Source organism: Saccharomonospora amisosensis, from assembly GCF_011761185.1.
GTDB lineage: Bacteria > Actinomycetota > Actinomycetes > Mycobacteriales > Pseudonocardiaceae > Saccharomonospora_A > Saccharomonospora_A amisosensis.
This window is the reverse complement of record NZ_JAAOYM010000001.1, coordinates 1,703,234-1,716,773: the sequence shown is the minus strand read 5'-3', so window position 1 is coordinate 1,716,773 and position 13,540 is coordinate 1,703,234. Positions and strand designations below refer to the sequence as shown.

13 protein-coding genes are annotated in these 13,540 nt (G+C 69.8%); 10 read left to right on the top strand and 3 right to left on the bottom strand.

All coding sequences use genetic code 11. The annotated features are described in order from the left end of the window. Nucleotides 1-240: 240 nt before the first annotated feature. Nucleotides 241-1,167: a hypothetical protein gene (locus FHU38_RS08330; protein WP_167168528.1), complete on the bottom strand. Its 927-nt coding sequence runs from the start codon at nucleotides 1,165-1,167 to the stop codon at nucleotides 241-243. 278 nt (nucleotides 1,168-1,445) lie between these two features. Here FHU38_RS08330 and FHU38_RS08325 point away from each other — a divergent pair, with 278 nt between their 5' ends. Together FHU38_RS08325 and FHU38_RS08320 are read left to right on the top strand one after the other, a co-directional pair. Beyond that, nucleotides 1,446-2,369, top strand: coding sequence for a helix-turn-helix domain-containing protein (locus FHU38_RS08325; protein WP_313886703.1), 924 nt, complete (start codon nucleotides 1,446-1,448; stop codon nucleotides 2,367-2,369). A gap of 47 nt (nucleotides 2,370-2,416) precedes the next feature. Beyond that, on the top strand, nucleotides 2,417-3,295 hold the full coding sequence (locus tag FHU38_RS08320; protein WP_167168525.1) for a helix-turn-helix domain-containing protein: 879 nt from the start codon (nucleotides 2,417-2,419) through the stop codon (nucleotides 3,293-3,295). A gap of 214 nt (nucleotides 3,296-3,509) precedes the next feature. Here the strand turns inward: FHU38_RS08320 and FHU38_RS27930 are convergent, their stop codons facing one another. Further along, the gene (locus tag FHU38_RS27930) at nucleotides 3,510-3,968 is read right to left on the bottom strand and encodes a helix-turn-helix transcriptional regulator (RefSeq protein ID WP_313886702.1); all 459 of its coding nucleotides are present in this window, start codon (nucleotides 3,966-3,968) and stop codon (nucleotides 3,510-3,512) included. 394 nt (nucleotides 3,969-4,362) lie between these two features. Between FHU38_RS27930 and FHU38_RS08310 the strand changes: the two genes are divergently transcribed. The 3 genes from FHU38_RS08310 to FHU38_RS08300 all read left to right on the top strand — a co-directional run bounded on the left by FHU38_RS08310 (nucleotide 4,363) and on the right by FHU38_RS08300 (nucleotide 7,572). Beyond that, nucleotides 4,363-5,193: an IclR family transcriptional regulator gene (locus FHU38_RS08310; protein ID WP_313886701.1), complete on the top strand. Its 831-nt coding sequence runs from the start codon at nucleotides 4,363-4,365 to the stop codon at nucleotides 5,191-5,193. A gap of 167 nt (nucleotides 5,194-5,360) precedes the next feature. After that, nucleotides 5,361-5,618, top strand: coding sequence for a GntR family transcriptional regulator (locus FHU38_RS08305; RefSeq protein WP_167168491.1), 258 nt, complete (start codon nucleotides 5,361-5,363; stop codon nucleotides 5,616-5,618). 487 nt (nucleotides 5,619-6,105) lie between these two features. Continuing rightward, a complete protein-coding gene (locus tag FHU38_RS08300; protein ID WP_167168488.1) occupies nucleotides 6,106-7,572 on the top strand; it encodes an MFS transporter in 1,467 nt (488 codons plus the stop codon). Between the two features lie 19 nt (nucleotides 7,573-7,591). Here FHU38_RS08300 and FHU38_RS08295 read toward each other — a convergent pair whose 3' ends face one another. Further along, nucleotides 7,592-8,323, bottom strand: a complete 732-nt coding sequence (locus FHU38_RS08295) for an SDR family oxidoreductase (RefSeq protein ID WP_313886700.1) — start codon at nucleotides 8,321-8,323, stop codon at nucleotides 7,592-7,594. Between the two features lie 95 nt (nucleotides 8,324-8,418). On the opposite strand from FHU38_RS08295, the gene FHU38_RS08290 reads away from it, so the two are divergent. From FHU38_RS08290 to FHU38_RS08270, 5 genes are all read left to right on the top strand, one after another. Continuing rightward, nucleotides 8,419-9,417 carry a PfkB family carbohydrate kinase gene (locus FHU38_RS08290; protein ID WP_167168485.1) on the top strand — a complete coding sequence of 333 codons (999 nt, stop codon included), beginning with the start codon at nucleotides 8,419-8,421 and terminating at the stop codon, nucleotides 9,415-9,417. A gap of 54 nt (nucleotides 9,418-9,471) precedes the next feature. Then, nucleotides 9,472-9,864: a DUF2237 family protein gene (locus tag FHU38_RS08285; protein ID WP_167168481.1), complete on the top strand. Its 393-nt coding sequence runs from the start codon at nucleotides 9,472-9,474 to the stop codon at nucleotides 9,862-9,864. After that, nucleotides 9,861-10,955 carry an AI-2E family transporter gene (locus FHU38_RS08280; protein ID WP_313886699.1) on the top strand — a complete coding sequence of 365 codons (1,095 nt, stop codon included), beginning with the start codon at nucleotides 9,861-9,863 and terminating at the stop codon, nucleotides 10,953-10,955. The genes FHU38_RS08285 and FHU38_RS08280 overlap by 4 nt, the downstream gene beginning before the upstream one ends. 103 nt (nucleotides 10,956-11,058) lie before the next feature. Then, nucleotides 11,059-11,661, top strand: coding sequence for a CYTH domain-containing protein (locus FHU38_RS08275; RefSeq protein ID WP_167168478.1), 603 nt, complete (start codon nucleotides 11,059-11,061; stop codon nucleotides 11,659-11,661). Between the two features lie 164 nt (nucleotides 11,662-11,825). After that, a complete protein-coding gene (locus FHU38_RS08270) occupies nucleotides 11,826-13,448 on the top strand; it encodes an AMP-binding protein (protein WP_167168474.1) in 1,623 nt (540 codons plus the stop codon). Nucleotides 13,449-13,540: the final 92 nt, after the last annotated feature.

The following is a 13,540-nucleotide window of genomic DNA, read 5'->3' as shown; positions in this document are numbered from 1 at the left end:
CGCACCTTGCACCAAGCGGTACACCATGTCACTACCCGTCGGTAACTGTTCAGTCAGACTTCGCCTGAACGATGCAGGGCGCTAGGCCGCCCGGACGGCAAGCGCCCCGGTGCCGCTGGGGGTTCAGCACCGGGGCGCCCATGCAGCCGGGCACCTTGGGGAGGGTCAGAGATGCCCGGGCGAGCCACGGCAGAACATGAAACACGCGCCGGTTCGGCTCACGTTTGAGCATACGTCATGTCATTGCCGTTGCATAGGTTTGCATTCCACCGCATTCCAGTTGACGGAGTGGCGCCGCGCGTCGCGCTCGAAGCTCATCCGCACGCGCTCGGCCGCGTGCGCGTAGACGTCAGCGAGTGCGGCGGCTTCGCCGACGTCACGCTCGGCGAGGTCGTAGTCGTCCCACAACGCCGCCACCCTCGCGGGCCCCAGCGTGCACGCCGGGTGGATCCAACGCCCGTCGGGGGCCGCATGGCCGTCGTCCGGTTCCAACCCGACCACGGCACCCAGTGGGCAGCCGGCATGGCTGACGATCGTGGCGGCCAGCTCGCGCGCCCTGGACTCGGCCTCGCCGGGACCGGCGAGCAACAGCACCTGATGACAGGAACGCCACAGCCCCAACCGCACCTGGCTGGACACCGGCGACCTGGCGGGCCAGTCACCTTCACCAGGAGGTGCGCACTCCGGCCAGTCCGGTCGGTCCGGCGGGGTGAGCACCCGCGCCCTCGCCGCCCGCAACGCCCGCACGTACTGGTCGACGTGAACGCGCTCGAACGCACCGAAAGGCGCGCGGTCGTGCCGGTGATCCAAGGCCTCGAACGGGTAATCGACATCCGCCCCGGCGACACACCCCTCCCGTAACGTCGGCCTGCCCAGTGCATACAGCACCGGCGCGTCGCCGACGCGATGGTAGGGGCGGCGAAGGTAGCCGCACAGCCGCCAGCGAGCGTCGGTCCAGTCCAGTGCCGCCACCTCGACCTGCACCTTGACGACCCACAGTCGCACGAACCGGCCGTTGCGCCGGGCCTCCCATGCCTCCACGTACCCCGCCTCCCTCCGAGCGGCCTCCGCCTCGGCGCGGCGGTCACTCGCCGCGTAGCGGCCCGCCCGCTCCCGGGTGTCCGACACGGCGCAGGCCAACGGTGTCCAGTCACTCGAACCGCTCACCGCCACGACCCGCACCTCCCGCCGCTCGTGACGACGCGGTGCCCCGGTCGCCACCGGGTCCGTCCGGACATAGCTCTCCCCACAGTCGACGTCGGATGGTTGGACCGGCGACGCCGTCGCGGTGCGAGGGTGTTGCCACGACCGGCGTCACCGGGGGCTAACGTGACAGGCGTCCAACCGTACGTAGCCACGACCAATGTAGCGCGCTACAACCTAGCGCGCTACATCATTGGTGTGGCCTGTTCGGGTGACGCGTGGCCGCTCATCCGGAGTGAAAGGTGACGCCCTTGGTCGAGGTGAGTCATGTTGTCGCGGAGTGGGCTTTCACCCAGGGCCTGAAGAAGCTGCGAGAGACGAGCCCGAATCCGAACCAGAGCGAGATCGCCAGGCGCATCGGCAAGAGCAGGGCGACCATCGGGCACTACGAGATGGGCCGGTACCTGCCCAGTCACCGCAGTATCGACATCATGCTGGAGGCCTACGGGCACAGTGAACGGGCTGCCTACTACCGCGGGCTGCGCGACCGGGTCGAGAGCCGCTCGCCGAACTGGTGGGACGGCGAGTTCCCTGACGGTTTCCCACCCCACTGGCTGGCGCTGTTCGTCGGCTTCGAGTCCTCCGCAGTGCACATCCTCGCCTACGACACCCAGTGCGTGCCCGAACTCGCCCAGACCCAGGCCTACGCCGAGGCGGTACTGAGGGCACGGCAGCCTGCCGCGAGCGAGCACGACATCGAGGTGTGGCTGCGGCTGCTGCGGGGACGGCAGGCCGTGCTGGACCGAACCGACCCGCCACGGCTCCGCTGGCTCGTCGACGAGGCCGCACTGCGCAGGCGGGTGGGTGGCGCCGCAGTGCTGCATGCTCAACTCGACCAGCTGGCACAGCTGGCTGGCAGGCCCAACGTCGAGCTTCGGGTGCTGACCCAATCCTGCGGGGCGGCCGCCGCCACAACCGGCGGCTTCACCGAACTGGTGCTGCCCAACGACGTCATCGAGGACCTGCACGACGTGGTATACGTCAGCACCCCCGTGGACCGCATCCATTACGAAAGCGCGGAGCACCTGACGACCTTCCAGGCGAGCTGGGCGCGACTGTGGAAGGAGGCGCTACCCGGGCACGACTCGGTGGCCTTTGTCGAGGAACTGGCGAAAGAACTCACCGGCGAGCCGGGCGCGAGCACCCCCGCCCCGGCGATAGAGTGACCTTCGAACGGTTCTGTGACACCAAACCCGGGAGGGACGCCCAGGTCGTGGTCGCTCCGACGCCCGTCGTGACGGCCGACTGGTTCGCCACACGGATCGCCGCACTCCGCAAGGAACGCGGTCTCACGCCCCGTGAGCTCGCCGGGGCGCTCGGCCGCAATGCGTCCGGCATCCGGCACTTCGAGTCCTCGACGCGGCTGGCGAACAAGGATTACATCGAGATCGTGCTCGCCCAGCTCGGGCACAGCCAGCTCATCGACCCGTACTGGCGGGTGATCGAGCGCGCCAAGCGCAAACCCCTGTGGTGGAAGGGAATGCTGCCGCGGGTGAAGAAGTCGCAGCGACCCTCGGAGCTGCACCAGCTCGAGTTGCTCGTGAACTTCGAGTCGTCGGCGGAGCACATCCACCTCTACGCCCCGCAGACCGTTCCCGACCTGGTCCAGACCTCGCGATACGCGGACGCGCTCGACGAGGTGGCCGAGCCACTGCTCGGCGAGTTGCACCGCAGACTGCGGCCGGGACGGCAGGCGGTGCTGCACCAGGACGAGCCACCGACGCTGCACGTGCTGCTCGACGAACCGGTGCTGTACCGGGCTGTCGGCGGCGGGGACGTGCTGCGCGAGCAGTTGGTCGCGCTACTCGATCTCACCGAACTCCCCCATGTCACTGTCCAGGTGGTGCCCGCCGGCGCCGGGTTCGCCGCCGAGGGCAACTTCGCACTGTTGGACCTTTCTCCCGAACTCGAGCGCGATCCCGGCGCGGTGTTCGTCAAGACCGCGGCCGACTGGATCCACTTCCGCACGGAACAGAAGGTCGATCGCTATCGCTCCCGGTGGGCCGCCCTGCTGCGGCACGCGGTCACACCGGAGCTAACGCGGACGATGCTGGAACGCACCGCTCGCGAACTCGCCTCGGTATCGCAGTAGTACCCCCTCGTCGAACCGATCCCCTCGCGTTCGTTCTGGCTGGCTCGGCGGCGCGACTCGGCGAGAAAGGGGCTGGGTCGCGCCGCCGGTGGCTACCTGTCGGGCGGATGAACGGTCCTGCAACAGCAGCCGTGCACACTGTAGCAGGCTAGTTGACTAGCGCGCTACACCGCGGTCCGGCGTGTGTACCCAGGCGAGCGCACCCCGTGCACAGTCAGCGGATACGCCGTCCACAACGGACGGCGGCGGCGAGTTCGTCGACAGGTACGCCCAGTGCCGCGCTGAGCCAGCGCCTCCAGTACGGCCCCGGCACCCGCTTGCCGCGCTCCCAGCGAGCGACCTCGTCACGGCTCACGCTCGCGTTGCGCGACAGCTCGGCGAGCAGGTCCGCGAGCTGGTACTGCGTCAGCCCCCGCTGCTTGCGGACCCGCCGGACCAGTTCCCAGACAGGTTCCTCTCCTGGACGCCGCTCCGGCTGCTGGCGCCGCCCCGGCTCCTGCTGCTGCCTCAGCACGGGTTGCCGGTGCCCCGTGATCACCGCGTTGGGTGCCGGGATCGCCGGGCGCGCGGCACCGCCACGGCCACCGCCCTCGGTGGGATCGAGATCGCCGAGTTGATCGCCGAGGCGGTCATCGAAGTGGCCGTCTAGATAGTTTTCGAAATACCTGGTCATTGTCTCCGCGGCACTGGGGAGAGCCGGGCCCCGAGACGGTCACGCCCGTGACTCTTGCCGGACCCAGCGGCCTCCGCTCCTCCCATTCAGCTGCATGCGCCCTAGCCTCGTGCACCGAGCCGAGCATCGACACCACCAAACGGGTGTATGCTGCAATTCGCAAATTGCATACCTATCCTCGAATAGCCCGACACAGCGCGCCGTACGATGCCTATCGTTGCCACGCCGACTTCGTTACACCATCGAACACTGGACCACTGTGGACATACCTCGCGACGAGGTGTCGATACTCACTCCGAACTCCGCTCCGCTCGCATTTCTGGCCCCCTGCTCACAAACCACCGGAGGGCTAGGATTCTGAAACTCACGATCCGGAATCGAAGGGATGTCAACGGTGCCACGGCGACGGGAACTGGGCAGGAGTGACACCGTCGAGGGCGACTCGGGCGACGAACCGGATTACACCGTTCGCGCCGTCGAACGCGTTTGTTCGATTCTCAACCTGTTACAGGAATCCATCGACGGCGTGTCCCTGATCGAGGTCGGTCAGGCGACCGAACTGCCGAAATCGTCAGCCTTTCGCTATCTGTGGACGCTTGAGGCACACCGCTACGTCGAACGTACCGAGGACACCGGCCTGTACCGACTCGGCCTCGGATTCGTCGGTATGCAGTCACGGCATCTCGAGGTGCTGCGCGAGCGGGCGCGCCCCTGGCTGGAACGGCTGCGCGACGAGTTCGACGAGAGTACTCACCTGGGAATCCTCGACGGCGATCGCGTGATCTACGTCGACATCGTGCACAGCCGAAACCGGATACGGCTGGCGAGCGCGCGCGGAGAGCGAGATCCGCTGCATTCCACCGCCCTCGGCAAGGCTGTCGCGTCCCGGCTCAGCGACACCCGGGTACGCGAGTTGCTCGGCCGTACCGGCATGGGGGCGCTCACCGACCGGACCATCACCTCCGTCGAGGCCTTCCTCGATGAGCTGGCACGGGTACGCGCCAGCGGGTACGCCGTCGACGACGAGGAGAACGAATGCGGCGCGCGGTGTGTTGCCGCCGCTCTGCCAGGCACCCGGCTGCCCGCCGCTTTGGGCATCGGCGCGCCGTCGACGCGGTTGGGCCCCGGTGACGTCGAACGCATCGCGGCGCGGTTGAAGGAGGTCAGCAGGCAGGTCAGCGCCGACCCCGTGCCGGAGCAGCGCGGCCCCGCCGAACTGGGCTGAGCCACCGCGCCCGGCGGGCCGCCACCGTCACTACCGTCGTCGCTGTCGCCGCGCGCCACACCAGGCCCCCTCGGCGGCCGCCCACCCAGGGGATGACGAGAATAACAGCGCGCTACACCGCGGTCCAGGGCCAGGCACAGCACAGGACAGTTCTATCTTTGCACCTCATGAACGGTCCTGAACGCAAGAAGTACAACCCGGACAACAAGACGGGCTACGAATACGTGCTGCTGGCGGACCACCTGGCGGGGTTCATCGAGCGCGGCGAGTGGCGTCCGGGCAGCAGGTTGCCGGGCGAGCGGGCGCTGTCGGAGGAGTACGGAGTCGCGCTCGACACCATTCGCAAGGCAACTCAGATTCTGCGGGAACGCGGCCTGGTCACCACGTTGAAGTCGAAGGGAACGTTCGTGTCCGAACCGAAGTGAGATCGCGCCGAATCGGACCGGAAAAAAGCGCGAGCTCGCCCCCTCCGTTCCTGCTCTCACAGCACGCATTTCGACCAGGGGTTCGCCAGGTCCGCTGACCGAAGATCGTCGCGACCGACCGCGCCAGCCCACGCGGGTGGTCGTGGCGGACGTGCGTGGAAACGTCGGCGCCATCCCGGGCGCGACGAGCGACGAGCGCTCGCGTTGGCCTGCCGACGGCCGCAACGTGGCCGGCAGCCTTCACGGCCCCCTGGCGGAAAGCCACGCGGCCCGGCGTGAGCGAACCCGCGTGCATGGAATCTCGGTAATCGGGGTAGCCCCCGTCGCGCGGTGCACACCAATGTCGTCCACGTGCCGCGCGCTCGGAGCCGCGAGTACCGAGCGGGACCGAAGTGAACAGGGGGATCGCTTTGCCCGTGCCCGTAACCGCGCCTCACCACGTGCGGGATCACAGATCGGCCTGCGCTCACCGCCCGGCCTGCCGCTGATGGATCGCCCCGTCCCCACCGATCCAAGCGAACCCACCCAACCCGGCCGTCACGACTGTACCGGTCATCCCGGTCATCCCGGACTGACGGCGGCTCGGCCGAGGCTGGTGCTGTTCACCGTCTGCCTCGCCCAGTTCGTCGTGATGGTGAGCGTGATGAATCTGTTCGTCGCGCTCCCGACGATCCAGGAGGACCTCGGCTTCGGCCCAGGAGGGCTGTCGTGGGTGGTGAACGCCTACACCCTCACCTTCGGCGGCTTCCTGCTGATCGGTGGCAGGGGCGCCGATCTGTTCGGCCGCAGGCGGGTCTTCTGTACCGGGCTCACACTGTTCGCCGCCGCATCGTTGCTGTGCGGGCTGGCCACGACCAAACTGCTGCTGCTGGTCTTTCGCGCGGCACAGGGACTCGGTGCGGCGCTGCTCAGCTCGACGGCGCTGTCCATCCTGACCACCACCTTCCCGGAGGGGCCTGGGCGGCGCAGGGCGTTGGCCATCTGGAGCGCGATCAACGCGGGTTCGGCCGCATTCGGGCTGCTCCTCGGCGGCGTGCTCACCGCGCTGCTGTCCTGGCCGGTGCTGTTTCTCGTCAACGGAACCATCGCCGCGGGCGTCGTCGTGCTCGCCGCCCGAACGGTGCCCGAGTCCCGCCTCGCGGGAACCCAGGGCTTCGATCTGCCCGGTGCGGTCACGGTGACCACGGGGGTAGTGGCATTGGTCTACTTCGTGCTTCACGGCGGCCAGCGTGGCTGGACCAATTCACTGACCGTCGCCTCCGGGCTGGCCGCCGTGGCGCTGCTGAGCACGTTCGTGACCATCCAGCGCCACCGCCGCGCGCCGCTGGTGCGGCTGAGCGTGTTCCGGCTGCGCACCCTCACCGCCGCGAACGCGACGATGTTCCTGCTGGCGGGCGCACCGGTGACGGTGTTCTATCTGATGACGCTGTACTTCCAGCGGATACTGCACTACTCGGCGCTGCAGACGGCGCTCGCGCTGCTGCCCGCCTCGCTGACCGTCGCGATGGGCTCGCTGGTCGCCAACCGGTTGTTGCCACGGCTGAGCCCGCGCACGGTACTGATGGGAGCGACCATGCTGGTCGCCGCCGGGTCGATGCTGCTCACCTCGACAGGCCGCGACACCGGCTACGTCACGGGCGTGCTGCCAGCCACCGCGACGATCTTCCTCGGCTGCAGCTGCGCGATGGTGACGTTGATCATGCTTGCCACCTCGAAGCTTCCCGAGACCGAGGCAGGGCTGGCGTCCGGTTTGATCGGGACCGCCTCCCAGCTCGGCAGCGGGCTGTGGCTGGCGGTGTTCTCCTCACTGGCGGCGGTCCACCTGGGGTTCGGCCTGCGCGGCTACACCGCCGCGCTGTGGGGCGTTGCGGTGCTGGCGCTCGCGGCGGCCGCGCTGGTCGCCGCGCTGTTGCGAGGCCACCACGCCAGTGGTGAGGACCAGGTGGTCTCATGAGCGAGCCAGCAGCGCCGCGTCAGCGACCGCCCGAGACGTCCACAAAGGACCCGGTGACGTAGGAGGCGGCCGGGGACAGCAGCCACAGGATCGCCTCCGCGACCTCCTCCGCGGTGCCGCCGCGGCCCATCGGCACCGTCGGCGCCAGCCGCCTGACCCGGTCGGGCTCTCCCCCGCTGGCGTGTATGTCGGTCTCGATCAGGCCCGGCCGCACCGCGTTCACGCGGATACCGGACCCGGCGACCTCCTTGGCCAGGCCGATGGTCAGCGTGTCCACCGCGGCCTTGGCCGCCGCGTAGTCGACGTACTCGCCGGGCGAGCCGAGCACGGCCGCCCGCGATGACACGTTCACCACGGCCCCGCCCTCGCCCATCCTTCGCGCTGCCTCCCGCGCGCACAGGAATGCCCCCACCACATCGACCTCGAACACCCGCCGCAGGCGTTCCGCGTCGATGTCGGCGACGGAAGCCTTCGGCGCCACGATTCCCGCGTTGTTGACCAGACCACGCAACGGCCCCAGCCGCTGAACCGCGGTGTCGAACAACGCCACGACATCGGCTTCCACACGCACGTCGGCCCTGACCGCATCGGCGGAGGCCCCACGCTGACGGCAGGCCGCGACAACGCCCTCGGCGGCATCACGGTCTCGGTGGTAGTTCACGCACACGTCCCAGCCGCGCTCGGCCGCCAGCAGCGCCGTCGCCGCTCCGATACCCCTGCTCCCACCGGTCACGATCAGCAGTCCGCTCACCAGACACACCGTAGAGCAGCACCGGTGTGGCCGTCGGGTGTTCGGCGGAAACCGGCCGTGGTTGACCGCCCGCGGTGCCGGGTATCGCTAGGGCCATGCCGGTCGATGTGGTGGTGGTGGGCCAGGTGGCCCGAGATCTCGTGCTGACGGTCGCCGACGTGCCCGGCGCGGGCGAACAGGCGGCGGTACGGCGACGGTACGAGCTGCTCGGCGGCAAGGGCGCCAACCAGGCGGTCGGACTGGCACAGCTGGGGATGTCCGTCACGCTCGTCGGCGTGGTGGGCGCGGACCGGGTCGGCACCGACCTGATGGAACAGGCAGGGCTCGACGGCGTCGACACCGCCAGCGTGGTACGGCGGGAAGGCACCGAGACGGCGCTCATCGTCAATGTCGTCGACTCGCGGGGCCACTGGCACTACCTCGAACACATCCCGGAAGCCACGCTGGTGACCGGCCCCGACGTCGTCGCGGCGGGCGCCGCCATCGCCGCGGCCGAGTCACTGGTGGTGCAGCTGCGGCAGCCCGCGGACGTGGCGCTGGAAGCGGCGAGGCTGGCGCGTGCCGGCGGCACCCGGGTGGTACTCGACGGAGCACCCAGCGGCGACGAGTATTCGCGGGAACCGCTGCTCGCCGCCGCGGACGTGCTCAGAGCCGACGCGCGGGAGGGTGAACTGCTCGCAGGGCGGTCCATCGCTACCGTTCGTGACGCGATACTCGGCGCGCACGCCATCCGCGAGCGGGGACCGGAACTCGTGGTGCTGGAGGTGGCAGGCTCGGGCAACGTGTTCGTCGACGCGGAACGGGAACTCTTCCTGCCACACACCCGGCGAAGCGGTGCGGGCACCGGCGACACCACCGGCGGGGGCGACGCGCTGGTCGCCGGCCTCACGGCGACACTGACCAGCGGCGGGGAGCTGGCCGAAGCGGCACGGCTCGCGGTGGCGGCGGCGGGCGCCACCGTGGAGCGCGTGGGAGGTCGTCCCGACCTCGGCCCCGCCACGTTGCGACCTCACCTTGACCAGTTGCCCCACCCGCCGACCGGCGGCGCGCCGAACGAGACGGCGGGCGAAACCGGCAGGGCGGCTCGACGTTGACGTGTCGTCGCGACTCCACTGCCGGAACGGCCCGGCCCGTGCCACGCTGGGCACATGACATCCGATCGCAACGTACTCGGCGGGAGGCTCGACCCGTGCGGCACCGACCCCCTGACCGGTTTCTACCGCGATGGCTGCTGCAACACCGGGCCGGAGGACCTCGGTAACCACACCGTGTGCGCGGTCGTGTCGGCCGAGTTCCTCGCTCACCAGCAGACGACCGGCAACGATCTGGTCACCGCGAGGCCGGAGTACGGCTTCGCGGGACTGCGCCCCGGTGACCGCTGGTGCGTGTGTGCCTCCCGCTGGCTGGAGGCGTACGAGGCGGGCGTGGCGCCACCCGTCGTGCTCGCCGCCACGCACGAGCGGGCGACCGAGGTGGTACCGCTGGAGGCGCTGCGCGAACACGCGGTGGACGTTCCGGCGGATCCCAGCGGTTTGCTGTGAACGTCGCGAGGCCACGGCTCCCGCTGCCACGGGGGCTCGTGGTGTTGGTCGGGATGGCCGCGCTCGTCGTCGTCGTGGCGGGCCTGCGCGCCATGGGTGACCTGCTGGGGCCCGTGCTGCTCGCGCTGATCCTCACGATCGCGGTGAGCCCGCTGGCCGCGTGGCTGCGACGGCGTGGAGCGCCGGTACTGCTGGCCACCATCGCCGGGATCGTCGCGGCCTTCCTTGTGCTCGCCGTACTCGCCGGTTCGCTGGCACTGGCCGTGGCCGAGCTGGCCACGCGCCTTCCTGACTACAGCGGCCAGTTCGACACGCTGCTGCGGCAGGCGACCGGGCTGCTGGAGCAGCTCGGCGTCGGGCAGGCGCAGGTGGAGGACGCGCTACGCCAACTCGACGTCGGCAGCGTCGTCGGTGTGCTGCAGGACGTGCTGGGGCAGCTGGCCGGTATCGCGTCGGACCTGCTGCTGATCGTGCTCGTCGTGCTGTTCATGGGGATGGACGCGGTGCAGTTCCACGGCAGGCTCGGCGCGGTGGCGGCCGAGCGGCCGGACGTCGTCACCGCGCTGGCATCGTTCGCCTCGGGCACCCGCCGCTTCCTGTGGGTGACGACGGTGTTCGGCTTCGTGGTGGCCGCGCTGGACGTCGTGGTGCTGCTGGTGCTCGGCATCCCGCTGGCGTTCGTGTGGGGCCTGCTGGCCTTCATCACCAACTACATTCCCAACATCGGGTTCGTGATCGGATTGCTGCCGCCAGCGCTACTGGCACTGCTGGAAGGCGGGCCGGGCCCGATGCTGCTGGTTATCGTGCTCTACATCGGGATCAACTTCGTGGTCGAGTCGGTCGTCCAGCCCAAGATCGTCGGCGATGCTGTCGGCATCAGCGTGACACTGTCGTTTCTGGCACTGGTGTTCTGGGCGTGGGTCATCGGTCCGCTCGGCGCACTGTTGGCGATCCCCCTGACGCTGATGGCCAAGGCGCTGCTGATCGATGTCGACCCGGACAACAGGTGGATCAACGTGCTCATCACCGCACGGCCACCGAGCCCCGTCGCCACAGCGGGCACGAAGCAGAAGCAGGCAGGTCCCGAGTAGGCGACCCGCCGGGTCCGCGCCCGGGCCGTCGTCGCGCGCTGGCGGCGCGCCCGTTGCCCTACCCTGGCGCGCAGGGGGACATGCGGCGCGGAGGAGAGGCGCGATGATCGAGCGGGAGATCAAGTTCGAGCTGGAGTTGGATCGCCCGGTCCCCCGCCTGGACGGGATCGGTCCGGTAGCCAGGCAGGCCGACCCGGTCAGATCGGTACTGGAGGCCACCTACTTCGACACCCACGACCACCGGCTGCTTGGCGCGGGCATCACGCTGCGCCGACGTACCGGTGGCGCCGACGCGGGGTGGCACCTGAAGCTGCCCCACGCGAGCGGCCACCGCGAGGAGCTCGCCGAACCGCTGGGGGACACCGGTGACGCCCTGCCGCGAAACCTCGCCGACCGGGTACGCGAGCACGGCCGGGGCGCCGACCTCGTCCCCGTCGTCCGGATCCGCACCACCCGGTACTCCTACGCCCTGCTCGACGCCGACGACCACGTCGTAGCGACCCTGATGGACGATCACGTCACCTCGGAGGGCGGCGGTGACCCGCCCGGCCCCGACTCCTGGCGGGAGCTGGAGGTGGAGCTGGCCGAAACGAGCGGCGACGAGCTGTTGCGGACGTTCTCCGGCGCACTGCGCCGCTTCGGCGCGCGACCGGCACGCTGGCCTTCGAAACTGAGCCGCGCGCTGCGGCGCCCGGCTTCCGGCTGACGGTAACGCTGTTGCCCGCGCACCCTGGCACGGCGAGACTCGACCCGCGAGGCTGTGCCCTCGGTCTGCCCTCGGCCTGCCTTGGCCTGCCTTGGCCTGCCGCGACCAGCCTCTACCCACCTCGACCGACCTCCACCACATCGACGCCACGAGGAGCGCACCCGATGGACACCAACCTCGCGACCCTGCTGGAAGTAGTGGCCGACGAGGCCGGTGATCGGCCAGTGGTTGTGCACGGTGACACCCGGCGCGGTTGGCGGGAGCTGGACGAGCGGGCGAGCAGGTTGGCCAGTTGGCTGGCCGACCACGGGGTCGGCCAGGGTGACCGCGTCGCAATCGCCCTGTTCAACGGACCCGAGTACCTGGAGACGGTGTTCGCACTGCTGAAGCTGCGCGCGCTGCCGGTGAACGTGAACTATCGCTACCGCGAACGCGAGCTGCAGGAACTGCTCACCGACGCCTCGGCGGTGGCGATCGTGTTCGACGCCGCGCTCACCGACATCGTCGCCGCCGTGCGGGACGACCTGCCGAAGCTGACCTCGCTGCTGCGGCTGGGGCAGCAGGAGGGCCAGCTCCAGGCCGACGACTACGAGCGCGCCATCGCCGACAACCCCCCGATGCCGCGCACCGAACGCTCCGGCGACGACGGCTGGCTGATGTTCACCGGTGGCACCACAGGCAGCCCGAAGGGCGTTGCCTGCGATCAACGGTGGCTGATAGGCGTGGCGGCCAACAACGGCTACGCCGTGGTGGGGGTACCTACGCCCGGCGATCTCGACGGGGTACGGGCCACGGTGCGCGACCTGCTGCGGGACGGCCGGAGCCTGCGCACGCTCGTCGCGCCGCCGCTGATGCACGGCACCGGGATGTACATGAGTTTCGGCACCATGCTGACCGGCGGCACGGTGGTGTACCTGCCTTCACGCAACTACGACCCGGACGAGCTGGCCGAGCAGGTCCAGGCGCATCGGGTGGGTCACCTGTGCATCGTCGGAGACGTATTCGCGGTACCGCTGGCCGACGCGCTCGACCGGGCGGCCGAGCGCGGGCGGCCCTACGACCTCAGCAGCCTGGAGCGCGTCGTGAGCGTCGGAGTGCTGTGGAGCGCCGAGGTGAAGCGGCGGCTGCTCGCCCACTGCGACGCCCGGATGGAGGACCTGCTGGCCGCGTCGGAGGGTGGGCCGTTCGCGCGCTCGGTGACCACCCGGCAAAAGCAGACGGTGACGGCGCGCTTCGAGCTGCTTCCAGGCACGCGGGTACTCGACGACAACGGCGACGACATCGTGCCCGGCTCCGGCCAGGTCGGTCACCTGGCGGCACCCACTCCCGAGACCACCCGCTACCTCGACGACCCGGAGAAGACGGCGCAAACGTTCCGGATGGTCAAGGGGCAGCGCTACGTCGTCGCGGGCGACCTCGCCACACTCGACGCCGACGGCTCCCTCGTGCTCCTCGGCCGGGACAGCCGAGTGATCAACACTGGTGGCGAGAAGGTGTTCGCCGAGGAGGTCGAGCAGGTACTCGCGGACCATCCCGCGGTGGCCGACGTCAACGTGCTCGGTGTCCCGGACCCGCGCTGGGGTCACCGCATCGTGGCCGTGGTGGAACGCCTGCCGGGGGCCGAGGTGACCGATCAGGAACTGATGGACCATGTGGGGGCGACGCTGGCGGGCTACAAGCGCCCACGCGAGGTGGTGTTCGTACCTTCGATCCAGCGCAGCCCCAGCGGCAAGATCGACCTGCGGTGGGCTCGCCGGGTGGCATCGGAGTCGGCACCGGCGACCTGAGCCCGGCAGCGCACGTCAGCCGCAACGGCGAGCTGGGCCGGCGCGCCGTACTGCACGAGGTGGCCCGCGCCCCGCAGCGGGCGCGGAACGGC